18 protein-coding genes and 1 tRNA gene (1 of these 19 only partly in view) are annotated in these 26,127 nt (G+C 40.6%); 12 read left to right on the top strand and 7 right to left on the bottom strand.

The window, feature by feature from the left end; all coding sequences use genetic code 11:
* The 9 genes in view from CLV95_RS16020 to CLV95_RS16060 are tightly spaced (at most 47 nt apart) and all read left to right on the top strand, a layout consistent with a single transcriptional unit that may run on beyond the window.
* Positions 1-1,192, top strand: the 3' portion of a protein-coding gene (locus CLV95_RS16020; RefSeq protein ID WP_026054816.1) for a PAS domain-containing sensor histidine kinase. 1,019 nt of this gene lie to the left of the window's left edge; only the last 1,192 of its 2,211 coding nucleotides appear in the window; its start codon lies beyond the left edge, outside the window; its stop codon occupies positions 1,190-1,192.
* A complete protein-coding gene (locus CLV95_RS16025; protein ID WP_107695021.1) occupies positions 1,155-2,414 on the top strand; it encodes a response regulator in 1,260 nt (419 codons plus the stop codon). The genes CLV95_RS16020 and CLV95_RS16025 overlap by 38 nt, the downstream gene beginning before the upstream one ends.
* A 15-nt stretch (positions 2,415-2,429) precedes the next feature.
* The gene (locus tag CLV95_RS16030) at positions 2,430-2,792 is read left to right on the top strand and encodes a response regulator (protein ID WP_002725496.1); all 363 of its coding nucleotides are present in this window, start codon (positions 2,430-2,432) and stop codon (positions 2,790-2,792) included.
* Positions 2,793-2,799: 7 nt separating this feature from the next.
* Positions 2,800-3,174: an STAS domain-containing protein gene (locus CLV95_RS16035; protein WP_002725512.1), complete on the top strand. Its 375-nt coding sequence runs from the start codon at positions 2,800-2,802 to the stop codon at positions 3,172-3,174.
* 2 nt (positions 3,175-3,176) lie between these two features.
* Complete coding sequence (locus CLV95_RS16040) at positions 3,177-5,318, top strand: chemotaxis protein CheA (RefSeq protein ID WP_002734684.1); 2,142 nt, start codon at positions 3,177-3,179, stop codon at positions 5,316-5,318.
* Positions 5,319-5,365: 47 nt separating this feature from the next.
* Complete coding sequence (locus CLV95_RS16045; RefSeq protein ID WP_002734702.1) at positions 5,366-8,299, top strand: methyl-accepting chemotaxis protein; 2,934 nt, start codon at positions 5,366-5,368, stop codon at positions 8,297-8,299.
* Positions 8,300-8,310: 11 nt separating this feature from the next.
* The gene (locus tag CLV95_RS16050; protein ID WP_002726889.1) at positions 8,311-8,823 is read left to right on the top strand and encodes a chemotaxis protein CheW; all 513 of its coding nucleotides are present in this window, start codon (positions 8,311-8,313) and stop codon (positions 8,821-8,823) included.
* A complete protein-coding gene (locus CLV95_RS16055; RefSeq protein ID WP_002734680.1) occupies positions 8,820-9,317 on the top strand; it encodes a chemotaxis protein CheD in 498 nt (165 codons plus the stop codon). The genes CLV95_RS16050 and CLV95_RS16055 overlap by 4 nt, the downstream gene beginning before the upstream one ends.
* Positions 9,314-10,360, top strand: coding sequence for a protein-glutamate methylesterase/protein-glutamine glutaminase (locus CLV95_RS16060; protein ID WP_002734715.1), 1,047 nt, complete (start codon positions 9,314-9,316; stop codon positions 10,358-10,360). Before CLV95_RS16055 ends, CLV95_RS16060 begins: the two co-directional genes overlap by 4 nt.
* A gap of 138 nt (positions 10,361-10,498) precedes the next feature.
* Here CLV95_RS16060 and CLV95_RS16065 read toward each other — a convergent pair whose 3' ends face one another.
* The 5 genes from CLV95_RS16065 to CLV95_RS16085 form a co-directional block, all read right to left on the bottom strand.
* Entirely contained in the window at positions 10,499-13,246 is a 2,748-nt protein-coding gene (locus CLV95_RS16065) for an ATP-binding protein (RefSeq protein WP_002734662.1), read from the bottom strand.
* Positions 13,247-13,251: 5 nt separating this feature from the next.
* A complete protein-coding gene (locus CLV95_RS16070) occupies positions 13,252-14,904 on the bottom strand; it encodes an acyl-CoA carboxylase subunit beta (protein WP_002726891.1) in 1,653 nt (550 codons plus the stop codon).
* 91 nt (positions 14,905-14,995) lie between these two features.
* The gene (locus CLV95_RS16075; protein ID WP_002734658.1) at positions 14,996-15,325 is read right to left on the bottom strand and encodes an STAS domain-containing protein; all 330 of its coding nucleotides are present in this window, start codon (positions 15,323-15,325) and stop codon (positions 14,996-14,998) included.
* Complete coding sequence (locus CLV95_RS16080; RefSeq protein WP_002726892.1) at positions 15,309-18,119, bottom strand: SpoIIE family protein phosphatase; 2,811 nt, start codon at positions 18,117-18,119, stop codon at positions 15,309-15,311. Before CLV95_RS16080 ends, CLV95_RS16075 begins: the two co-directional genes overlap by 17 nt.
* A gap of 9 nt (positions 18,120-18,128) precedes the next feature.
* Positions 18,129-18,437, bottom strand: coding sequence for a hypothetical protein (locus tag CLV95_RS16085; protein WP_002734682.1), 309 nt, complete (start codon positions 18,435-18,437; stop codon positions 18,129-18,131).
* Between the two features lie 63 nt (positions 18,438-18,500).
* Between CLV95_RS16085 and CLV95_RS16090 the strand changes: the two genes are divergently transcribed.
* The 3 genes from CLV95_RS16090 to CLV95_RS16100 all read left to right on the top strand — a co-directional run bounded on the left by CLV95_RS16090 (position 18,501) and on the right by CLV95_RS16100 (position 22,766).
* Positions 18,501-18,573, top strand: a tRNA-Ala gene (locus CLV95_RS16090).
* A 401-nt stretch (positions 18,574-18,974) separates the two neighbouring features.
* Positions 18,975-19,511, top strand: coding sequence for a peptide deformylase (gene def, locus CLV95_RS16095; RefSeq protein WP_016749540.1), 537 nt, complete (start codon positions 18,975-18,977; stop codon positions 19,509-19,511).
* A 12-nt stretch (positions 19,512-19,523) separates the two neighbouring features.
* Positions 19,524-22,766: an efflux RND transporter permease subunit gene (locus tag CLV95_RS16100; RefSeq protein ID WP_002734726.1), complete on the top strand. Its 3,243-nt coding sequence runs from the start codon at positions 19,524-19,526 to the stop codon at positions 22,764-22,766.
* A 645-nt stretch (positions 22,767-23,411) separates the two neighbouring features.
* Here the strand turns inward: CLV95_RS16100 and CLV95_RS16105 are convergent.
* Positions 23,412-24,515: a PepSY-associated TM helix domain-containing protein gene (locus CLV95_RS16105; RefSeq protein WP_002726879.1), complete on the bottom strand. Its 1,104-nt coding sequence runs from the start codon at positions 24,513-24,515 to the stop codon at positions 23,412-23,414.
* A gap of 963 nt (positions 24,516-25,478) precedes the next feature.
* Complete coding sequence (locus CLV95_RS16115; protein ID WP_002726875.1) at positions 25,479-25,760, bottom strand: hypothetical protein; 282 nt, start codon at positions 25,758-25,760, stop codon at positions 25,479-25,481.
* Positions 25,761-26,127 lie beyond the last annotated feature (367 nt).

Consider the following 26,127-nt stretch of genomic DNA (forward strand, 5'->3'; position numbering starts at 1 on the left):
TAAAGCCAAGTCCGAATTTTTAACTAACATGAGTCACGAACTCAGAACACCCCTCAATTCCATTATAGGATTTTCCAGTCTTATGCAACTTCCAGCGGAAATGGAAAAGGAAAATAAATACAAGGATCTGATTTTTCATTCCGGCGTTCATCTTCTAAATATCATCAACGACATACTCGACCTGTCCCGAATCGAAGCCGGAAAGCTGGTTTTGAATGAGTCTAATTTTGATCTTAAAGAATTGATTTCCACGTCAATTGAAATGATTCTAGGAGAAGCGATCACAAAAAAAATCGGAATGACTTTCCAATGTTTTCCGAAAGAGGAAAATTTTGAAATCAAAGCGGATCCAAAACGAATCCGACAAGTCATCCTAAATTTGCTCGGAAATGCGATCAAATTTACAGATCCTTCCGGTGAAATTCTAATTACATTAAAAAAACTCGAAAACGATTACGAACTTTCCATTCAGGATTCCGGAATCGGAATCCCTCAAAACGAAATTCATAGAATTTTTGAAACGTTTCATCAGGTAAAAAGAGAAGATCAATCCGCTTACGAAGGAAGCGGACTCGGTCTGCCGATCGTAAAAAAGATCGTGGAAGCCCATCAAGGTTCCATCGAAGTGGAAAGCGAGCCCGGAAAAGGAAGTACGTTTAACGTTTTCTTTCCGTATTTCTCTTATGTGGAAAACCAAAACACGCCCGTTCAAGCCGTAACCTTTCCTCAAGACATAACTTTTCAAGAACCGATTTATCCAGCCGAACTTAAATCAATACCTGTTCTGCTTGCAATTTTAGATAGGATCTACGACCGAGCCATTGAAAAATATTTCATACATAACTTTCAAGAATTCATTACGTTACGTACCGTGAAAGATTTTTCCAAAATGCCGCAAAAAAGCCTCGATTCTCACAGAATATTATTATATGATACACGCTTGCTTTTGGAAGAAACGGAAGTTGTCAAATCCTTGAGAGTTCTTTTAAACGAAGATTCCAAGTTAAGCCATTTGATTCTTTTGGAAACCACGGATATTCCAGTTCCCTTTCAAGAAGATCTACTTCCGTTCTTCCCGGATTATACGATCCAGAACCCGTTTTCCTTAGATAAATTGAAATCGATTTTAATCGAGATTGAAAAGGAGATATGTCTTGGAAACCGAACTGAAAAAAAAGAATACTCTTCGTAAGATTCCGAACGATCCGATTTTGATCGTGGAAGATAAACAAGAGAACAGTATTCTTCTGGAAAGTTTATGTGACGAACTGGGCGTAAAGCACGAAGTGGCGTCTAACGGAGAAGAAGCTCTAAAAAGGATCGAAGATAAAAAATATTCCCTTTTTATTTTGGATTTGATGATGCCCGTTATGGACGGGGGTGCCTTCCTTACAAAGCTCAAAGATATTTATCCTAACGCTGTGTTTCTCGTCCAGACCGCAATCGATAGAAACGAAAAAATCATAGAGATCATGAAACTCGGGGTTTTCGATTACATCTTAAAACCGATTTATCCCGACATCTTCCTCAAAGTTCTTCAAAAGGCTTTGAACTATTGTTATCTTAAAAATATGGAAGAGAATCTGGCCAAGATCGAAGATCAGAAACTGAGAAACCAGCTTGAATGGCTTACTTATAAGGAAACAATTCGCAAATCCGACAGCGAATCCTTTGAGAAGAATTCGATTCACAGTTTAAAAACGTCACTTTCCCAAGGGAGCGGAATCGGCGCGATGACTAGTCTTCTGGATATGATCGATTCGGTTAAAATACAGGAGGAAAATTTTTACAAGGTAGATAAGGAAATTCTGGATCTTCTCCTTACAAACAATCGAATCACAAAGAACATGCTGCTCGGCCTTGAAAAGCTGTTAGATTTGATCGATCAAAACTTCGAATTCTCTTCCATTTCCACCAAATATATTTTGGAAAAGGTCAAGGAACTTCCGGAAAATTTAAACTCTTTTTTGATGTCCAAAAGAGTTTCCGTTACTCTTCCCATTTTTAAAAAAGAATATAAGCTAAACGTAAATCTTCCTCTTTTGTATCTCGCAATGGAGGAATTGTTTCTTAATTCCTTCAAATACTGCTCTCCCAATTCCCAAATCGATATTTTTACGAACGTCAACCAGAGTTATTTTTGTATAACGTTTAAAAATCGAGTGATTGAAAAACCTTACGGAGGTATTCCAGAAAAGTTCGAACAACTTGTAATCCAACCTTTCTTTAGAATTTATCCCCCGGTTGAAAACGTAAGCCATTTGGAAAAATTCGGTCTCGGTCTCGGACTAACTGCAGTGGATCATATCGTTCGCAAACATCACGGATTATTTTTTATCCACAACGCAAACGACCATACATCCGAAGACGTGAGTCTCTGTGTTCTTGCGGAAATTTTTATCCCGTTGATTTAATAAGGAGAACAAAGGATGAAACGAATTCTCATCGTAGACGATTCGGCTGTCTTTAGAAAGATACTCAATCTGCATCTAAGTAATTCTGACTTCGACATTTTAGAGGCTGTGGACGGTCAAGACGGCTTGGACAAACTACAAAGCGACAAAGTGGATCTCATCGTAAGCGATATGAATATGCCGAACATGGACGGAATTACGTTCGTGAAAGAAATCAAGAAGGATCCCAAAAATAAATTCACCCCGATCATTATGCTCACTACGGAATCCCAAACGGAAGTAAAAAACGAAGGATTGGCCGCCGGTGCTCGAGCTTGGCTCACAAAACCATTCTCTCCCGAAGAATTAGTCCAAACGATCCATAAATTATTACCTTGAGTTCTATATGCCATTTTTATTATACACAGATCTTCAAGAAGTTCCTTCGGAAAGCTCCGGGATTTCCCATTCGAAAGTTACGATAGAAGGTGAACTTACTATTTATGAAGCACTCGAATTTAAGGAGAAGCTCGATTCTGTTTTCGGGAATTGTTTTTCTTTTTTAGAAATCGACCTTTTTAAGATACAAAAAATAGACACTTCTTGCTTACAGATTTTGCTTTCATTTAAAAAGGAAGCGCAACGAATCAACGCCGATGTTCGGTTTGTCAATCACAGCCACGGCGTTACAAAGTTAATCGATTTCTACGGACTCTCTTGGCTTTTAAACGACGATGATAAACTTTCCAAATCAGTTCAGTTTGAAGTGGGCAAGGATTAAGAATGGATCTTTCCGAAGTTAGGGCTACGTTCATTTCCGAATCAGAAGAGTTACTTTCTTCCACGGAATCCAATCTTTTGATCTTGGAAAAAGATTCTACAAACGAAGAAGGAATCCATTCCGTTTTCCGCGCAATTCATACCATCAAAGGAACTTCCGGAATGTTCGGTTACGAACCAATTGAAAAATTTACACACGAAGTGGAAACTCTTCTAGATCGAATTCGTTCGGGAAAACAAATTCTCACCAAAGAAGGGATCGAATTTTTATTTTTAGCCTGCGATCATATTTACCACCTTGTAAAATCGGTGGAAAACACGGACACTTTGGTTTTGGATCCCAAAACTTCTCATAAACAAATCGATCTCATATCACTTGCAAAAAAATTGCTCGCGGAAAATTTTTCGAACGATCTCAAAAAGGATTCCGTCTCGAAAAGTTCACAGACTTCCCCTGGTAATTTAAACGTTCCTTCCGGTTCCGCACATTGGCAGATTACTTTGATCCCGAACCGACATCTTTTCGAATCGGGTATGGATCCGTATACGTTTATTAAATACTTAGCTCAATCTGGGAACATCAAACACGTTTTTGTCTATCCCGAATCTATTCCTGATTGGAGGGAATTTCATCCGGAACATTCTTATCTAGGTTTTGAAATATCATATGATTCTCCCGCAGAAGGTGAAGAAATTCATTCTACATTCCAATTTTTGAAGGAAGAAAGTTATCTGAAAATTCTTCCTCCAAAATGTGACTTGGACTTCTTTGAACAAAATTGCAAAGACTTTCCTTTCGGAAGAGAAGCTTATTTATACGCTCTCGAAATTCAAAAAGTGTTAAGCGGAGACGAACTTCAAAAACTCAGAAACGATTTTGTTCGTACTTCCGAAGAGATTCATTCTTCGCCAAACATTATCACGGTGGAAAACGGAAAAGAATCCGAAACTCTCAAAATACAGACAAAAACCCTGAGAGTCGATTCCTCCAAAATTGACACGTTAATCTCTCTTGTCGGAGAATTGATCACCCAAGAAGCAAATCTAAGCAGAAAGATCATAGACACGGGAGACACTCAATTGATCGAAAGTTCCGAATCCCTTTATAGATTGGTAAGCGAAATTCGAGAATTCGCGCTAAGTCTTCGAATGGTTCCGATTGCGGATTTATTCGAAAAATACAAACGTGTAGTGCGCGATCTCTCCAAAGAGCTGGATAAACAAGTAGAACTCGAAATTTTCGGCGGCGAGACGGAATTAGATCGATCGGTAATCGAAAAAATCGCCGATCCGATCGTTCACATTTTACGAAACGCTCTCGATCACGGAATCGAAACTTCGGAAGAAAGAATCCGCAAAGGCAAACCTGCAATGGGTAAACTTCAGATCCAAGCAAGCCACGGTACCGGTAGTATCCTCATCGAAATCAAAGACGACGGAAAAGGTTTAGACAGCGAAAAGATCGTTGAAAAAGCGATTTCTAAAGGACTTATAACGAGAGACCAGGCTTTATCCGAATCCGAAATCTATTCTCTGGTATTTCAACCCGGTTTTTCCACGGCAGAACACGTCACCAATCTTTCCGGAAGAGGTGTAGGTATGGATGTCGTTTTAAAAAATATTGAATCCTTAAGAGGAACCGTTCAAATCCAAACGGCAAAAGATCAAGGGAGCTCATTTCACATTCGTTTACCTCTTACCCTCGCTATCATAGACGGTTTTTTAGTCAGAGCATCCGGCCTATTCTTCATAGTTCCTATGCAGATGGTTCGGGAAACGGTGGAATCCAAATTCGTTGTAAACGACTCCTCTTCAGGGACTATGAATCTGAGAGACGAGCTCCTACCAATCCTCCATCTTTCCAGCTTTCTTTCCCTTGAAACAAATAAATTCCATAAAGAGAATATACTAATTTTAGAATATGATGATAAATCCTTTGGAATTGTGGTTAATGATCTACAAGGAGAGATCCAATCCGTTATTCGCCCTATGGCGGAAATTTTCAAAAGCATCAAATGTTTTAGCGGCACTTCGATTTTAGGAAGCGGAGAAATCGCGTTCATACTAGATGTCCCCGGTCTATATAATTCGATCCGGGACCAGGAACAATCCAAAAATAGGGAGCTTGCCGTTAAATCGGCTTGAATTTTCAGAGAAATAAATTTTATAAATTTTGAATATGGAGAGATCAAATGTTTCGGAAAAATTTAGGTGTTTGGGTCGGCTTAGCTATCACAATAAACGGATTCGTTTTCTTATCGATTCAGAATTTTAGGAACATATATCCTGAAACGGATGCACATTCGACAAAATATTTAGAATCAGTGCGGCACTTCTCCGAAATTTTGTTGAAAACAGAGGAGTCCATCGGAGAATTTTCGCTCCACATTTCTTTTGAAAAGGATAAAGAAACTCTCGTTTCTGACTTGGAGGGAATAGAAAAAAGTCTGAAAAATCTAAGATACGCTCTTTCCGAATCGCATTCTAAAGATGAATCAACAATTAAAAAACTCGATCAAAAAATTTTGACTTTTTCTGCAAACACAGTGGAATTGAAAGAAAGAATTTTAAATTCGAAGGATCTAAAAAAAGAAATTACTCTTCTTTTAAAATCCGATTTCTTTTCTGAACTTTCCGTTTTTAGACAATCTAAATCGGAAATACTCAAGGAACTTTTAAGAACGACCGAGACTGCTTCCGTAATTCCCACTAAGATCGAGAATCATTTTTGGATCACGATTGTGGAATATGTCGGAGTATCGATTCTTCTCATTTCCGTTCTGTGGTGGTTCAATCGTTTCAGTCATAAAACGATTCTCAATTTAGAAAAGGAGTTTTTGAGAATGAGAACCGCTGTGGACAACGTGACCACGAATATCATGATGGCGGATCGTAATTTTGATATTGTTTATATGAACAAGGCAATTCGAGAAATGTTCGGTAAAGCCGAAACAGATATCAAAAAGCAACTTTTGAATTTTAATCTTACCGATTTAATGGGAACCAATATAGATTCCTTTCATAAAAATCCTGCGCATCAACGAGGCCTTTTGAATCAACTCACCGGAACCTTCCGTTCTTCAATCTCCATCGGAGGTAGAGATTTCAATTTAATCGCCAATCCGATCGCGGATATAAATGGAAATAAATTGGGAACCGTCGTGGAATGGAGCGATGTCACGGAACAAAATAAAATCCAGCAACAAAGGAAAATCGAAAACGAGGAATTAACTCGCGTTAAAGTAGCCCTCGATAATGTAACTACGAACATTATGATGGCGGATCGTAACCTAGATATCGTATACATGAATAAATCTATCCGTTCCATGTTTCACGTCGCGGAGACGGACATAAGAAAACAATTTAGTAATTTCAATTCGTCCAATTTAATCGGAACTAACATTGATACGTTTCACAAAAACCCTTCCTATCAAAGAGGACTTCTCAACAAATTTACGGATACGTTCCGTTCTTCGATCAATATCGGTGGAAGACAATTTAATCTGATCGCCAATCCGATCATAGACGAAGCGGGGGATCGTTTGGGCTCGGTAGTCGAATGGAGCGATGTTACGGAACAAAATAAAATCACCGAGCAGAGAAAGATCGAAAACGAGGAATTGGTTCGTGTGAAAGTCGCTCTGGATAATACGTCCACAAACATTATGATTGCCGATAACGAATTCAATATCCGTTATATGAATAAAGCCGTCGTAGAAATGTTTCAGATCGGAGAAGCGGACATAAAAAAACAATTCGCTCACTTCAATCTTAAAACCCTAATCGGGTCGAGTATCGATCAGTTTCACAAAAATCCGGCACACCAAAGAGGTGTCCTTAGTAACTTTATCGGAATTCATAAAGCCACGATTAAAATCGGTGGACGAACTTTCGATTTGATCGCCAATCCGATTGTAGACGCAGACGGAAAAAGACTCGGTTCCGTTGTGGAATGGTCGGACGTTACTCGCGAACTTGCGGTTCAAGACGAAGTAGAAGGGATTGTCAACGCCGCTGCAAAAGGAAATTTTACGACTCGGATTTCTTTGGATTCAAAGACCGGATTTTTTCTCAATCTCAGCCAATCCCTCAACCAACTTTTGGAAGTCAGTAACCGAGGTTTAAACGAGGTAGTCGAAGCTTTGGAAAGAATTTCCGGGGGGAATCTCACACAAAAGATCACGAATGAGTACCACGGTACTTTCGGAAAATTGAAAGAATATTCTAATACCACGATGGACAAGTTAAACGATATTATCGGAGATATTATCATTCGCTCCTCAAGTCTTGTGACATCGGCTAGCGAGGTTTCTTCCACCGCTAATTCTTTGAGCCAAGGTGCTTCCGAACAAGCCGCGAGTGTGGAAGAAACCACTTCTTCTCTGGAAGAAATGACTGCTTCCATCGACCAGAATGCGCATAATTCTCGTCAGACGGAACAAATTTCCTCCAAGTCCTCTAAAGACGCGGAAGAAGGAGGAACTTCCGTAATTGAAACCGTAAAAGCGATGAAACAGATTGCGGAAAAGATCAGTATCATCGAGGATATCGCTTATCAGACCAACTTACTCGCGTTAAACGCCGCGATCGAAGCAGCAAGAGCCGGTGACCACGGAAAAGGATTTGCAGTCGTTGCATCCGAAGTTCGGAAATTAGCGGAACGAAGTCAGAAATCAGCAAATGAAATCAGTAGTCTGGCAGGAAGTAGCGTCGCTATCGCCGAAAAAGCCGGGGAACTCATTTCTCAAATCGTTCCTTCGATTCGAAAAACCGCCGATCTTGTCCAAGAAATCACCGCTGCAAGTGACGAACAAGCCGCAGGAGTTTCCGAGATCAATAAGGCGATGGGACAATTGGATCAGGTTTCCCAACAAAATGCTTCCGCCTCGGAAGAGTTAGCTGCCATTTCCGAAGAGATGAACGCACAAGCGGAACAACTCAGGGAATCCGTTTTGTTCTTTAAGATCGTAGAAAGAGATGATAAAAAAATGACGAACGGCGGAGGTCTTTTGTATAAAGAATCAGCTGGAACCGGAATGTTAAAAACAACTCCTACAACTCGAAAAGAACTGGCGAAATCGGAATCCGTAGGAATATCCATCCCTGAAAAATTCGAGAAATATTGAAGAGGACAACGATGAACTCTTTGGAGGAAAATCAATTTTTGACGTTTTGTCTCGGAGAGGAATGTTATGGAATTGGAATATTACATATCAAAGAAATAATTGAGTATTCCGGTTTGACAAACGTCCCCTTAATGCCGGAATTTATTCCGGGGGTCATCAATCTTCGCGGAAACGTAGTTCCCGTCGTGGATCTGAAACACAAGTTCTTTAAGAGTAAAATAGAGCCGGATCGTAAAACATGCGTAATCATCGTGGAAATTCATTCGGAACGAAACGGAGATCAAAAAGAAAAAACGGACTTGGGAATTCTTGTCGAATCCGTCAACGAAGTAATTTCGATTCCGGAAGATGATATCGAACCGGCCCCTACTTTCGGTTCCAAGATCAAAGTAGATTTTATCCTAGGAATGGCTAAACAGGAAAGCGGATTTATCATCATTTTGAACACCGAAAAAATTCTGCATTTAGAAGAACTAACGTCCTTAGAAGAAAATCAATCAGAGATACTTGCAGAAAACGTATGACGGAACCAGATACGGTAAGGGATATATTCCTGCAACCCGGAGGCTTTTGTTGGGGAAGAAGGGATCTGAGAATTAGAACCTTACTTGGTTCTTGTGTATCGATTTGTTTTTGGAATCCAGCTCTTTTCTACGGGGGAATGGCACACGTTATGCTCCCATATAGGCCAGGTTATAGCGCCACTTTAAACGCAAAATATGCTGACGAAGCCATTCGATTGTTTTTCGAAAAGATAGAACAGGCGGAAGGGAGAGCCGGCCAATATCAGATAAAACTTTTTGGCGGAGCCTCCATGTTCTCTACGGAAGAGGAAAAGCTCCTAGAAATCAAATCCGTTCGGGATATAGGAATGAAAAATATTTGTTCCATTAAGGAACTCTTAAGTAAAAACCGGCTCCCGATCGCTTCCGAAGACTTGGGGGGATTTTCTCATAGAAGAATTTTCTTTTCCCTTTGGGACGGAGAAATCTACGTGGAAAGACCGGAATTTTCATGATTCGAGTTTTTATCATCGACGATTCCGCGGTCGTTCGCCAAGTTCTCGCACAAATTCTAAACCAGGACCCTGAAATCGAAATCATAGGTTTTGCATCCGATCCCATTTTTGCGTCGGAAAAACTTTCCTCCGTTTGGCCGGACGTTTTTATACTCGACGTGGAAATGCCCCGCATGGACGGAATTTCTTTTCTAAAAAAGATCATGTCAGAAAGACCAACTCCGGTGATCATATGTTCCTCTCTCGCAGAAAAAGAGTCCGAGACCGCAGTACTTGCGATGAAATTAGGCGCTATCGATATCATCGAAAAACCCAAGGTCGGATTAAAAAATTTCTTAGAAGAATCGGAAGTTCTTTTTACGGATTCGGTAAGAGCGGCATCGGCTTCCGGCGCACGGATCAAACTTCATTCTTTTCAGAACGACTCAAAACTCTTTGAGAATCACAAACAAATCAAAGCAGATTTTTCCAAAATTAGCACAACAGATAAATTAATTGCGATCGGAACTTCCACGGGAGGAACGCAAGCGCTCGAATATATCCTCACCCAATTGAACGTTCACTGTCCCGGAATCGTGATCGTTCAACACATGCCGGAAAAATTCACAGAGACCTTCGCCAATCGATTGAATCAAATCTGCGAGATCCAAATCAAAGAGGCTAAGGACGGAGACAGAATTCAACTTGGTTCCGCATACATCGCACCCGGTAACAAACACATGGAGATTTATCTCAGCGGAGCTCAATTTCACGTTCGAGTTTTAGACGGTCCGCTAATCAATAGGCATCGTCCTTCCGTGGATGTGCTTTTCAATTCCGTTGCGAAGGTAGCAGGTAAAAATGCAAAAGGGATCATTATGACCGGAATGGGTAACGACGGAGCAAATGGACTTTTGAAGATGAAACAAACCGGAGCTTTTACGATCGCACAAGACGAGACGAGCTGTGTGGTTTTCGGTATGCCGAAAGAAGCGATTTTGAAAGGAGCTGTAGACACGATCCTTCCGCTTTCAAAGATTGTAAGTGAGGTTCAATACTTCTAAAGGTGCTCATACATGAGATCCCTCTACCAAAGATAAAGAAAAGATTTTAAACTAATCTCAAAACCTAAAAATGTAGAAACTCCCGCATTTTTTAGAAGCTGCCAGGTCGTTTGAAAATTTTTTTGAAACGAACTCACGTTAAACTAAGCTTAACGTGGTTTTCTTTTTTCTTTCTGCAATTTCCGCTTCGGTTTCCATATGAATTATTTCGTCTGGAACGATTTTGAAAATCGTCTGACCTTTAGAAATGATCTTTCCGTCGCTGTCATTCAACAAAATCTCCTTTACGGTTCCGCTGAAAGGAACCGAGATCTTGTTGAACATTTTCATAACCTCCACGATAAAGAGAGGTTGCCCCGCTTTGAAGTGATCTCCTACTTTTACCATTGGAGGAAGATCCGGAGCTTCTTTGGAATAAAACATTCCTCCCATTGGAGCTACAATCTCATCGGAACTTGCCTTAGGAGGAGGAGCGAGAAACTTAATGAAGGCGTCTCTTGTTTCGGCCTTTTTAAATTCTTCTGGAATGAGGGCTTCCAATTTTTCATCCACTTCCAAATTGTAAAATCCGGAGTTTAGTCCGGCAGAAGGAAGAAGTTTGAGCAGTTCTAAACCCACCTGAAAGCCGTTATGCGATTGAAAAACGGAAGGTAAAATCTCCGAGTCAATTCCGGAAATGGTTTTACCAGAATTCAAATTTACAACAAGTTCGATAGAATCCGCTGCAATCCCGGTTCTTTTGGAAAGTTCTCGATAAAAAGAAAGAGCCTTCTGAAGAATTTCATTGTCGTGATCCCAAATTTGCTCGGAAGGAGAAAGATTCGGATCCGCTTCCATATTCAGATAATGGTAAAGATCCGAAAGTACATAAATCGGATTTCTGATCCATTCGATCTTCGAACCGAAAATCCTCCAGGAATGATTCAGGTGATATCCGATAAATCCCGCAACCAAGTGAGCATCTTTGAGTAATTTACCAATCGGTCTAGTAATGAGAGTCAACTTTCTTCCTAAAACTTTTTTCGCTTCAGGAGAAGTGGCTTCGGAAATTACTTTTTTCCAAGCGATCTCCAGATCTACGTCTTTCACAATCTTTTCCAAAGCCCCTACCCCTGCAAGATAGGAAATCATAAACGCAGTGGAAGGTTTGAACATAGCGTCCTTTCCGAGAATCCAATGGATCAAACCATAATGAACCAAAAGATTTGTTTGAAGGTCGTATCCTCTGAGTTCCGTTTTTCTCAAAATGTCACTGAGTCGGATTAAATTGTCCGTACGGTTTTCACCGTGAGAGATGAGGAGTGCTATGTTGGAGTCGTAAGCACCTGCTACTTTATAATGTACGAATAAACCCATGTCCGGATTCCGGATACTGATCCCCTGATCGTCTCGGATTTCATCCGGAAGAGGTTTGGACCAGTTCATGATGACCCCACCCGCATGCGGCTGGATCGCTTTGTTGGTCGCATTAATACGAACTTCCGCTCCGGAAGGAAAGTTAGGAATTCTTTCCGGTTTTGGAAGCCTTTTTCCATGAAGAGCCAGAAGGGCCATCGCTTCGATTAAACTGTCCACTACGAAAAATTCGTTCGGATTTTCAGGATTCTTAAACTTCAAAGAATACACCATTTCAGTGACCCTATGTTCCACTTGAATCCGAGTGTTCACTTCCATAAAGAAATGATTCGTTCCTTCTACGATAGATTCGAAGGTGGAAACGCTATTCAGCTTTACGGCCGCTCCAAAACGTTCAGACTGTTCTTCCATTTCCCGAAGAACTTTCAGATCTTTTTTAAGAACCTCCGCTTTTTTTGGATGGGTCGTCGAACAAGAAGCGATTTCTCTTTCAAGTAACTCTTGAGTAAGAGAAAGTTCGAGAAGTTTTTGTTCGTGCATCTGAACGGAGCAATCCCTACCCCCCAGGGCCAAACACCATTCCCCATTTCCGATGAGCTGTATTTCGTTGTGTCTTGTGTTCTCGATATTCAACTCGATCAGAAAATTTTTGTTCGTCCCGGGAGCGGTCACTTTCGACTCGGAAAGAATTTCTTGAACGGCGCCTTTTACTTCCTCGATTTTGGAAACGACTCTTTGTCCCTTTCCACCGCCTCCACCAATGTATTTGAAGCGAATTCTATTCTTAGGATATTTTTCCCAAATTTTCTTCGTTTCCTTTTCCGCTTCGGCTTGAAGATCGGTAATCGTGACAAGCTCTATAATTTTAGAATATCCTAATTCTAGCAAGTTCTCCGCGTTTACTTCCAGAGAAACGGAAGAATCGAAATTGAAATCGATTCCTTTTTCCTTTGCGAGTTTTTCGAGAGTTTTTGCATCGGGAGCCTTTGTTAAAAGCGCAAGAGAGGAAATGTTATCCACGCCGGGCGTTACGGACACGTCGAGCTTTCTTGCGATCTTTTTAGCCGCGTCCTTGGAACCGGCTTGGTTTGCAACATAGGAAGCGGGCCCCATAAAAACAACTCCGCTCTTTTCGATCGCTTCGATGAACTCGGAATCTTCCGCCATAAAACCGTATCCGGCAAAAATATGAGTGTATTTGTTGTCCTTTGCGATGGAGATAATTTGTTCGATTCTCTCCACTTTTTCTTCCTTACCCACTCCCATATAATCCGGAACACGGTGAATATTATTCGGAAAACGAAATCCCCTGAGTTCCGGTGCGAGGGCCATAGGATAAACGACCGAATCTTTTTCGGAAAGAAGAATTCCATATTCCCTAATTCCGATCGAATCGAAAATTTCCATTGCTTCTTTCCGGACCGGCCCCCGACATACGATCAGACATTTGATCGATTCCAAAGAGAAGGAACGGATCCAAGGAGAATTGGATTGATGAAATTGAATGCGATTGTTGTGAAAGTCAATCATGTAGATTACTCAAACTCCCTTTGAGGTCCGGACAATGGAGCCGGTTTATAATGTCGAATTAAATAATCCAGATTTTGAAAGAGAATATTCCTGGTCGTTCCGGGAAGAACAATTCTGGAAACGGAACCTAATGAAAGAGCCTCTTTCGGGTTCATCAGTTCCCTTTCGTACTGTGTGGAAAGCGTTTGAAGCTTTTTATCCCGAATTACGACGGCCTCCTTTTCGGACATTCCCTTCTTTACATTTTCCTGATATTCTTTTTGGATCGAAGACACTTCGTCTTTATAAACGTAGTCTTTACCCGCCGGCCCCATTACCGCGATCCGAGCAGTAGGAAGCGCGAATACCATATCCGCTCCCGTGTGATACGAATTAAAACAAGCGTAAGCTCCTCCGAACGCATTTCGAATAATTAGAGTTAGACGAGGAGTGCGAATATCAATGATGGAATCCAAAAGTTTTCTTCCTTCGAGAACGATTCCGTTTTGTTCCTGTTCTTTTCCGGGCAAAAATCCTGTCGTATCCTCTAAAAAAACGATCGGTATATTGTAAAGGTTGCAAAAACGGATAAAACGCGTTCCTTTTCTTGCGGCACCGATATCGATTTGTCCGGAAGAAACAGCGGAGTTATTTGCGACAAACGCTATCACATGTCCACCGATTCTTCCAAAGGCGGTGACTAAGTTTCTGGAACGTTGTCCCTGGATTTCAAAGTATTGTCCGTGATCACAGATGTTCTGCAAATACAAAGTGATATCGAAAGGCGTGTTCATTCCTGTAGGAGAATTAAAGGTTTTCTTAAAAAGAATCTCTTCCTCGTATATAAATCGATCCGTGGGATCGGAAGTAGCATGAAATGGTGCAAAGGAATGATTGTTATCCGGCAGATAAGAAAGCAAACGAAGAGCGGTCCGAAGGGATCCCAACTCGTCACCGGTTACGATATCAACCACTCCGCTCTGACCATGAACTTTGGGTCCGCCTAAATCATCCGCGGAGATATCTTCGCCTAAGACCGATTTAACGACTCCGGGTCCCGTTAAACCGAAGAAAGTATTATCACATTGGATCATAAACGATCCTTGTCGCGGAAGGTAAGCTCCCCCTCCCGCATTGAATCCAAACATGAGCATCAAACTTGGAACGACTCCGCTGATTTTCCGAAGCGCTGTAAATGCCTCACTATAACCGTCCAGTCCACCCACTCCCGCAGGAACATAAGCTCCGGCAGAATCGTTCATTCCAATCAAAGGAATTCCGTGCTCTCCTGCCATATAGATCAATCTGGCAAGTTTACTTCCGTTAGTCGCATCCATCGAACCCGCGCGAAGAGTGAAGTCGTGACCGTAAATCGCCACATCCCTACCGTTGATATTTAAAATTCCGGTAACCAGAGAAGCTCCGTCCAAACTTTTTCCCCAGTTTTGGTAGAGTATATTGGGTTCTTTTTCCGTAAGAACCTTAATCCTTTCCCAGACAGTCATTCTTTCTTTGGAATGTTGAACGAGGATTCTGTCGACTCCTCCTCCCGCTAGTGGTTTGTTGAGGAGTTCTTTTCCTAACTCGTTTGCCTCTTCGTAAAGACCGCGGGTTTTAAGAACATTAGGTTCGGTCGTGGATTGAAATGGATTTTCCAGTGAATACTTTGCTTCGGACATACGAGAACCTTTCAATGAAATAAAATAAATCCAGTTTTTAAAGAAAGGATTCTCAGGAAAGTTAAATTCGGCCTTAGTACGTCGGGGGAAGTTATTTTATGGCAGATTCGAGGGTTTCAAAAATGCTAAACATAGAATTCATATCGATGATTTCAAAAACTTTTTTCACCGCCGGTTTGGTCCCGGCAAGTCTGAACTCTACGTCCTTTTCCTTACAAACTCGGAGAGCGGCAACGATGATTCTAAGTCCTGCAGATGATACGAAATCAACGGAAGAAAGATCTAAAACTAATATGGGAGAATCTCCCGTTTTGATCTGGTCCATAAACGCGGATTCGATCTTATGCGTGTTATGAACGTCTAGGTTTCCGATCAAATGAATGATCTTGGAATGATTCTTAATTTCAGAAGTTATTTCCATTGGAAGCCTTATTTTGAAAATTTTTTTTGAGAATTAAAATATTTTTTCCGCTTTCGCTAGAATAATCGACCGAATCCATAAGCTTTTCAATCAGATAAACTCCGAATCCACCTTTTCTTTTTCCGCTTAGATTATCCTCAATCGAAGGTTTTTGAACTTCCTTTCTTTGAAAAGTTTTCCCGGAATCAATTAGTACAATAGTAATCCAATCGCCTGTAAAGCGTATTTTACATTCGAACTCCGGATTTTTCAGACTCGTATTTTCATAACTATGCATTACTATATTCGTACCGGCTTCGTCGCAGGCCAAAAGAATATCGTCTCTCTGAGATTCCTCCAAATTTCTAACCTTAATCGTTTCATAAACGAACTCTCTGAACAGAGGAATCGACGAAATATTCGCTTCAAAAGTCCGGGAGAACTGATAGTTGTCGTTGAATTTTAAGATCATCACCGTAAAATCGTCAAAGAGCTCGGAGGCGCCTGAAAATTTTCGCACGAGTCCGAAAAGTTCTTCGACGATTTGTCCGGCAGGGAGGTGTTTTCTTGCGATGATTTCCCGTATCATTCTTTCCAAACCGAACTCTTCGTCTTTTGCATTTTTTTCCTCGATCGCTCCGTCGGTATAAAGAATCACCATATCCCCCGGTTCCACGATCAAACTTCCTCCTTTGTAGTTAGCGGATGGAATTACTCCCAAAGGAGGACCGGAAGCTTTGAGGAATTCCCAGGAATTGTCTTTTCGAATTAAAACCTGTTCGTTGTGACCCGCTGACGCGTAATCCAAAGTGAAGATCGCGGGATTGTAATGAATAAAAAACGTGGTCACAAACATTCCGTTATGCGAATCTTCGTAGATGAGAGCATTCCCTTGTTTAAGAATCTCTTCCGGATCTAAATCGTGATTTCTGGCAAGCGTACGGATGACGGAGGAGCTCATAGCCATAAAAATCGCGGCGGGAAGACTTTTTCCGGATACGTCCGATACAAGAAAAGAATACTGTCCATCTTGATATTGATAATAATCGTAAAAGTCGCCCGAAACGTCCTTAGCAGGAACAGACTTAACTCCTATATCGAAGTTGGAATGAAATGACTTCAATTCGGGAAGAATATTTTTTTGAATCTCCCTTGTGATCTCGATCTCTCTCTGCAAGGAACGTTGCGTCGCTTTTCTGGAAATCATCTCATTCTGAAGTTTTAACGTTTCGTGCCCTCTCGCAATCAAAGATGCAAAGGTTTGTAATAGTCTGAGATGAGAATGATTATACGAAAGTTTATCCACCCGATCCGAAACTGTAATTACTCCGAAAGCGTTTCTACCCTGCTGTGTAAGCGGAAGAACGATGTAAGACCCTTTGAGATACTCCAAATCCAACTCGTGATCGAATGCAAAATCCTGAATATCTTCTTTGACCGTCGTTGTTTCCTGCTCGATGGAACGGTGAATAAAACTGTTATGATAATTCGTGGTTCTAAAAATTTCCACGGCTCTTTCGGAAGTACATACAATCAAAGTAAGAATTCCCATTTTTCGATTGATAAGAAAAATTCCGGTCTTACCCGCATCCATCTCGTTGTGTATTACCGGAATGGAATATTTCATCAAATCCGCCTGGCTTTTAGCGGAAGAAACCACCTGTGAAAGTTCGAACAAACTCTCAAGTTCTGACACTTTTTTCCGAAGATCTTTGTTGGCATCCTCCAAATTCTGTAAAAGTTCGGTCTTTTGAATCGCAAGTGCGGAAGTCCCCGAAAAACTTGAAAAAAGTTCCAAGTCCTCCTCTGTAAAAGAAGTCCGATCAATCGTATTGATCGCCTCGATGACCCCGATCACTTGACCTTCCACTAAAAGAGGGGCGGCCATGATGTTTCTCGTCACAAAATGAGAAGCCTTATCCACTTCCCGATAAACTCGGGGATCGTTCGTCGCGTCATTGATGATCATCGGTTTTTTATCTCGGACGACCATTCCCGCGACACCTTTTCCGACAGGAACCCGAATTCTCGTAACCTCGTCCCTCTTTTCTCCCAAAACCGTATGAAAGTAGAGATATTCCTTCGTATCGTCTAAAAGAAGAACACTACAAGCTTCGGTTCGAAATACGGATTTGGAAGATAACATGATTGCTTCCAAAAGTTGGGAAAGATCCAAGGATTTATTAATCAGTCCGGAAACTCGAATGATTTCAGTTAACAAAAAGTCGAAACGATCAGTTTGTTTTCGCATCTGCACAGACTCAAGAGCGACTCTCGAAGTGGTCATGAGGGAAAGAACAACTAAAGAGGATTCTCCCGAAATGAAAGATTCTTCCAAAAGATCGGATATGGTTCGAGCGGTCGTTTTTAAATGTACAAGATCGGGTTCTCTAAATTCTCCTCCTTCTGATCTTCCGATAAGGATCGTCCCGAATATTTTCTTCTGATCCTCCGAAGAAGAAGCCCCCAATTCTCCTACATGCAAGACACAACAGATCAAATTTTGTTCTGAAGAAGGAATCAGCTTACTGGGACTATCTCCTTTTTTAAGATTGAAACCTTGGCCGGTTCTAAAACAAAATTCGGAGACAAGCCTTGCTTCTTCGACCATGTTTAAAGGAAGATTTTCGCAGATGGGCTTGAGAGTCCCATCTTCTAAACGAAAGCCGAATATTCCAAATTGTGCGGATGTTAGGCGAATGAGTTCCGTGAGAAGAGATTTAAAAACGACCGTCAGACCTGGATTATCTTCCAGATAAAGATTTCCGTCAGAATCCTGTCTGAGGAGGGAATCCTGTTTCTTACTTGAGATCAAAGCGGAGCTTCAGCCAGATTGAAACTTTAAGGATTCTTCTCTCAGTTTCTTATTAGCGTTTACTAACTCTTTGATACGAGACAAGGCTCCCATCAATTCTTCACGAGAAAGATTAGTGACCAAATTGGTGGCATCGAAAGCTTCTCTAACATCCTTAAGTTCTTTTCCGGAATACTGAATGATCCCTTCGTACATACGGATGATTTCGTCTGCATTCTTCAATTCCTGTTCGTTGAGTCTTAAAACTTTTTCGTAACCTTTGATGATATCATTTTGGATCTTTAATTTCTTTTGTAAATCTTCAATCGATTCACTCATCCTAAACCGCTCCTACATTTATTATTGACTTCAAAGAAATTGGTAAAAACTTGATTCTCAAGCGGGGACGTAGCTCAGTTGGGAGAGCGTTTGAATGGCATTCAAAAGGTCGGGGGTTCGATTCCCCTCGTCTCCACATTCGACTTACCACCATTTGAGTTTTTAGACTTCCGATTCTCTATGTCAAACTCTTTTAGGACTTTTGCCCTATAGAAAGTTCGGCAAAGAAATGGAAATCCGTATTTTAGATCCATTACGTCCGACCTGTCCCAATCATTCGGTTTGAAGCCGAAAATACAAACTCACTCATTCTCAAACTTAAATTTTCCGGTAGAACATTACATCTTTTCTTTCTTCCTTTTCCGTGCGAGTTTCCGAATTCCCTACAAACCCGATACAGATCAGGTTTCCAATTTTTAGAATCGAGACATCAACACAAACTATTCTGAAGAATTTGATCGTGAAAATTCTTTAGAAGATTCCGATTTCTTGTGTCCAAAAAAAGTCAAAATTTAAGATAGAACCTGGTTTTTAAGTATGTCAGTCAGAAAAATTTTAAGGATGGGAGATCCGATTCTCCGCCAAGTTTCAATACCCGTCACAGAAAATGAACTTCAAACAAAAGAATTCAAAAAACTCATCCGGGATATGTTCGATACGATGCGTCACGCGGAAGGTGTGGGACTTGCGGCTCCTCAGATAGGAATTTTGAAGCAGATCATAGTCGTAGGTTCCGAAGACAATGAACGTTATCCGAACACTCCGAACGTTCCCGAACGAGTCATTTTAAACCCGATCATCACTCCTCTTACAAAAGACACTTCCGGCTTTTGGGAGGGTTGCCTTTCCGTACCTGGAATGCGAGGTTATGTGGAAAGGCCGAACAAAATTAGAATGCAATGGATGGATGAAAAAGGAGGCCAATTCGACGAGATAATAGACGGTTATAAAGCGGTCGTCTATCAACACGAATGTGATCATCTTTCGGGAATCCTTTATGTGGATCGTTTAAAGGACACAAAATTGTTCGGTTTCAACGACACTCTCGATTCCGGCAGAAATGTTCTAGATTAAAAAACAAAATATATGAAATCACTAGTCGAATATTTTCTCTCTAAAAGTATCTTTGTAAATCTACTTACTTTTTTGATTATTCTGATCGGTGGCTTTACCGCCGTAAAAATGAATCGGGAAGCGTTTCCGAATATCAACTTCGACATTGTAAGCGTTGTTACCGTATTTCCAGGCGCCTCTCCGGCCGAAATCGAAAAACTTGTCACCAAACCTTTGGAAGAGGCGATCAAAGAAGTGGATGGAATCAAAGAATTCAGATCCGCTTCGATCGAAAATCGCTCCGGTATCGTGATTACTTTGGATCCGGATTCCAAAAACACTCAGAAAGTCGTAGATGATATAAAGTCCGCAATCGATCGGGTGGAAGACCTTCCTGAAGAAGCGGAGGATCCTCTCGTTGCGGAAATCACAACTTCCAGACAGCCCGTCATCGAAATCGATATCAGTCTGAAATCGAACGATCCGAGCATCGAGGCAGAAAAACGTCTCAAAGCGCAAGCGAAAGTCGTAGAGCAGGCTTTGGAGGATATTCCGGGTGTTGCTAGAATTTCCAAACGAGGCTGGAGAGATACGGAAATGCAGGTGGACATTAATCCGATGGCGATGTTTTCCAAATATCTCACGAGTCAGGATATCATCTTCGCATTAAAAAACCGTAATATTAACTTCCCCGGCGGCAACATCGCCGGAAACCAGAAAGAAATCATTCTAAGAACCATCGGAGAATTCGACTCTCCCCAAGAAATTGAGGAAGTTCACATTCGATCCAATGAAATCGGCAATTCGATTCGGATCGACCATGTGGCAAGAGTCACCGAAGGTCTGAAAGAAGCCGAATATTTGGATAAGGTTAACGGACAAAAAACGATCGCTTTGACGGTCATCAAGCGGGAAAAGGCCGATGCGATTTTAGTTGTAGACGAAGCTAAAAAAATTATCGAAGAATTTAAGAAAAATTCCAAAGAAGAATTCGAATATTCGTTTGTAAACGATCTTTCCAAATATATTCGAAGAAGATTAGGAGTGCTGCTTTCCAACGCGGTCGGTGGACTCATCCTAGTAACGGCTTCCTTATTCTTATTTTTGGGTTGGAGGGTCGCTCTGATGACCGCCCTCGGAATTCCGGTTTCTTTCGGGGCCACATTCATCGTCATGAATTACATGGGCCTTACCCTAAATCTGATTTCCATGTTCGGTTTGATTATCGTTGTGGGGATCCTCGTCGACGACGCGATCATCATTTGTGAAAACGTGTACCGTTATATGGAAGAAGGAATGCCCGTCTACGAAGCCGCGTTAAAAGGAACCAGCGAAGTAATCGATCCTGTTACGGCTACCGTAACGACTACCGTGGCCGCCTTTGCTCCGATGCTTTTTATGACCGGAATTTTTGGGAAGTTCATCTACAGCATTCCGTTAGTCGTAATTATTGCGTTACTCGCATCTCTTTCGGAAGCGTTCTTCATTCTTCCTTCCCATTTATACGACATCAATAAACATAAGTTTCGCTCAGGCGAAATTAAAGAAGAAAGCGGATGGTTCTATAAACTCAAAGTCAACTACTACCTTCCTCTTTTGAAGTTTGCTCTTAAACATAGACTTCAGATTTTTATTTATCTATTCGCAATGCTTGTAGGAAGTTTTGCGCTTTTCGCAGTTTTTGGAAAGTTTAAACTTTTCCCCGGTTCCGTGGACGTATTTCAGATCAAACTTACGGGTCAAACAGGGATGTCTCTTCAGGAAATGGAACGTTTCAGCCACATTTTAGAAACGGAGCTTGCAAAAATTTCCAAAGTGGAAATTGAAAATTACGTGACTAGAGTGGGAATCATTCAAAAAGATCCGAACGATCCTTTCACCAAACGCGGAAAACATTACGGTCAAATTCTCGTATATCTAGCGCCCGAAGAAAATAGAAAAAGAACAACCGACACGATCATCTCGGAAGTAAGAGAAAAAACGATCTGGCTTTTGAATGAAAAGTCGGTGAAAGTCCTTGAGGAAACTCGTAGAAAAGAAGCGGAAAAGAAAAAGGAAGAATACAAACCTTTCAATCTAAACACATTCCCCTCCGAATTTTCGCGTTTTAAAGGACAACTTTCCGTTTTGGATTTTGAAAAAATCTCCGGAGGTCCTCCCGTTGGAAAACCGGTAGCAATCGAAATTCGTGGAGATGACTATGATGATTTGATCGCCATCGGAGAAGAATACAAAGCCGTAATGACTAAGGTCCCGGGCATTACGGATATCGGGGACGATTTTAACGAAGGTAAGGACGAAATCAGAATCAAGGTAAACGAATCCCTCGCTTCGACCGCGGGGGTTTCCGTGTTCAAAGTAGCGCAGGCGATCAACACAGCGTTCCAAGGAACCGTAGCCACAAAGATCAAACGAGCCGACGAAGAAATAGAAGTTAAGGTTCGTTTTCCGGAAGAGGTGAGGAAATCTATTGGATCTTTTAATAATATCTTTGTAAGTAATCAATTAGGAAAACTCATTCCGGTATCCAGACTGATTACTTATGTTCGCGAGCCCGGTTTGGCAAACATCAATCATTTGGACGGTAAACGTCTTCTCACTATTACGGCTAACTTGGACGAAAGTAAAACCGATACAAGAAGAGCTAACGCGGAAATTGCAAGACTTTCCAAAGGAATTATTGATAAGTATCCCGGTTATCGAATGCGTTTTGGTGGAGAAAATAAGGATACAGAAGAATCACTTACAAGTTTAGGGAGAGCTTTTCTTATCGCGTTCATTATCATCTTCATGATTCTCGCGTCCCTATTCCGTTCCGTAATTCAGCCAGTAATCGTAGTGAGCTCCATTCCGTTTTCTTTAATCGGTGTAATTTTAGCGTTTATTCTTCACGGGGAGTATTTCGGATTTCTTGCCTTTTTAGGAATTGTCGGACTCGCGGGAGTTGTAGTAAACGATTCCATCGTTCTGGTGGATTTTGCCAATCAGTTAAGGTTAGAAAAACCGGGAGAAGACATAGATTCGATTCTGATCGAAACGGGACTGTTACGACTTAGACCTGTAGTTTTAACAACGGTGACAACGGTTTTAGGACTACTACCTACGGCATACGGTATCGGAGGACGAGATCCATTCCTCGTTCCAATGGCTCTTGCCTTCGGATGGGGACTCGCTTTTTCTTCCTTTTTGACCTTGGTTGCGGTTCCGGTTTTATACAAAACGGTTCACAATGCTCAGTTAAGAATGAATCGTTTGTTTTCAAAATTCAGTAGATAGTCGAGTCATTTTCCTCTGAGAATTCTTAGAAGAAAATTTGGTCGGCACTTTTATAAAATCCAAAGATGCAGATTCTAAATCAAATTTCTAGATGGAATCACTGTTTTCGAAGCGATCGTCCGATGAAAAATTCATTTTATAGGGTGCCCTTATCGTATTACCTATTCTACTCTCACGTAAGCCCAGAATCAGTATGACCGAAGATAATCATTGTTATGAAAATACTGTCACAGAGAGAATAAGAACATTATGTGTTATTTTGTGATCGGTAGAAAAAACTGGCTCTTCATCAGGCGTCTGGATGGGTCATTGCGAGCGCGGAATTTTACTCGTTAATTCAAAGTGCGAAACTTTCGGGTATCAATTCCTATGTTTCTTTACGCAATGTTCTGCTTTATCAGCATTTTCGTCCATCAAGTAGTCTGATTTCCGTAAACCTAATTTTAACGTGAGTTCGGTCTAACAAATGCGAAAACGATTTTAGTGGAAATTCCGTTGGAACGATCAGTAGAGAACAGCACTTTAGTTTGAAAAATTCAACTGAAACGCTTTTTACAAAAGCGTTTCAGTTATGAAGTTTGCGAGAGATTCGCCTAAACTTTTTTATATCGAATTCACTTTAATTTTAGAACTTCATAAAGGTATTTAGGAAATAAATCCTTCGTTTTTTCTTCGATTTCTTGAGTTTTGTTTTGAGATAAAAATTCCCATTCCGGAAAGGTATAAAACTCCAGGGGCAAATCCTAAAATCATCCAAAGAATTTTCGTAAACATTCCCCCGAATGTTCCAAAATGAATAGGGCTAAACGAATCCACAATTTTATAAAATAGATTTTCATTCGAAAGATGAAACATCTTTAGCATCTTTCCCGACTCCGAATCAAAGATAAAATAGGAACCGAATCGACTTCGAAACGGATTTTGTTCTTTCTCAGTGCCATAAAATTGAATCGGATCTTTCTCATGGTGATGAGGAAAAGAAATAAACCCTAAACGAAAACCAGGTATTTGTTCAATAGCATCTTGTAGCAAAACATCCATTGAAACGGACTGGTTAAAAAAACTTCCGATTTTTTTTTCCTCCGAAAACCCTTGATCCAAAAGTCTGGCGGTGGATCGTGCACTCCACCAAGCTCCCGTAAAACCCAAAACCAAATTAAAAATCAGAGTAAATACTCCGACTAGTTTGTGCAGATCCGAAAAATACGTTCTAAAAGATTGGCCTGTTCTAAGTCTGAATAAATTCTGTAAAATCCCCCGGTAGAGAATTATCCCACTGATTCCTTGGAAAATAAATATAACTCCCGAAATTCCCGTCAAAAAATATCCGAAACTACCCATAAACAAAGTATAATGTAGATTTAACACCCAGCCATAAAAAGAGTCCGAAAGGTTCTCGGCAAGTTTTCCCAAGATTTTTCCGGTATAAGGATTTAATAAAATCACAAATTCCTTTTTTTGATCCGAATCTAAAAAATGAAGCCAAACTTGATCCGGTTGATTTCGTTTTTTCGAAAGTAACCAACCAGCCAAAGCATGGGAAGGAAGAGTTTGGTTTAATTTTTCTCGAAGCGTATCTATGCTCAGCCGCTCGGTTCCACCTGCAACATACCATTGATTCGGATGCAATAGCTGGTCGATTTCATGTCCAAAAACTAAAAGAGAACCACTTAAACCGATTACGACTAAAAATAACCCGCTACAAATTCCTATTAAAGAATGTAATTTATATAATTTCTTCCGATTCATAGGTACTTTCTGCCAAATTGCCAAATGGATTCAAAATTAGGGTCCCATCTCAAGAACAGTTCAAACCTCGATTGTAAATTTTTACATTTGCATTTCCGCTATTCTTAAGAACAAAACACAATACAAGCTTTGAAAGTGCAGAGATTGTTACAAGTTAATTTTTGATTTTAGGTCTCAATATCAAAGATTAACTTTGAAGTTTCACTAAAATTTTACAAAAATCCCAAAAGCATTCTGTAATTTTTTCTAATTAATGCGAGTTCGATCTAAGAAAGTTTGGCGAATCCAGAGCCTTTGCTTGCAGCAAAGGCTGGACCGTGCTGAAACTAAAATGCTTCTCTCTAAGGACCGCAGCATAATCATCGTTTTCGCACTTGTTATGTCAAACTTACATTAATTAGCCTTAAAACAAACCGGAATCCATTTTGTTGTAGAAATACACGCAAGGTTCGTTTCCTAAGATTGTCAATTTCAGAGTCTGAATCCGAATTCAATTGTATATTTTTTATTATACACCTTACCGACGGAATTTAGATTTCCATCCTATTCAAAAAATAGAATAAAGCCGGGAAGGCTTGAGTTTTATTCGGTGAGGCGGAAAAACTCTGGTGGTTTTCTCTATCAGAAAATCACACTTTTTACAAACACAAAGCCTCGTTTTTATCTGAACACTTGAAAAAATGTGCGTCTTGGATCCTTATTATTCCAACTCAATTTGCGGGTCGCTCTGAAGAACTAAAGCGTCTCGCTTCTATGGTCGCTCGATAGGAAGTAAAGATTCTTTGATTCGTAAGTTTAAACTTTATGGTCTTATGTAATAAAAATTGCAGAAGGGCTTGACACAAGATACTCTGTTATAGAGAAAAAGCTTCTTTCGGATTGGACTTGCAAGTTTTGTGAAACCGGATCAGGTAAAAATGCAAAATACGAGTATAAAGAAATGATTTAGAGCTACAGCAGCTGTCACCATTGCTCCGCTTCTTTTAAGTTGGAGAGAAATTCTATTTGTGTATTTTCACCCATTTCTTTAAAATATTTCTCTTTTAATTCGTTGAGATGAATAAGAGCTTCTTTCTTATGACCTAATTTTGCGAGAGCCTGATACGCTCGAAACAATTCCTCTGATCCGGAAATTTTCTTAATCTTTTCTACTTCTTCGGCAATTTTTTTCTCAAGATCGAATTTCGATTCTTTGACGGTTTGTCGTGCAAAGAAAAGTATGCAAAACCAAAATTCCCAAGACAACACCAATGACAAATTCTGAAGAATATTCTCATCAACAAAAACGTTCAATACGTCCTGACAAGACGGAAATTGATCCATAAAGATCATATTATAATGTGCTTTATCTCAAAGTTCGTCTCAGAAAGGAAAATTCTTACGTAGACACGCCGATTAAATCACAGAGTGAGATTTTTTCTTTGTAAGAATTCTCATACGGTTTGCTACTACTACCTTCCACTTTCTTTCAGCCAGCTGAGGCTTCAAAACTAAAAAAAGCCCGGTTATTTAGACCGGGCTTTTCATGAGACATTGAGAACAGAAAAAGTAGCGTGACCTAACACCCCGGATCCTTTCTTACGAAAGGATCCGGTTTTTGTCGTGGCTTCAA

It is taken from the genome of Leptospira borgpetersenii serovar Javanica (assembly GCF_003046425.1).
GTDB lineage: Bacteria > Spirochaetota > Leptospiria > Leptospirales > Leptospiraceae > Leptospira > Leptospira borgpetersenii.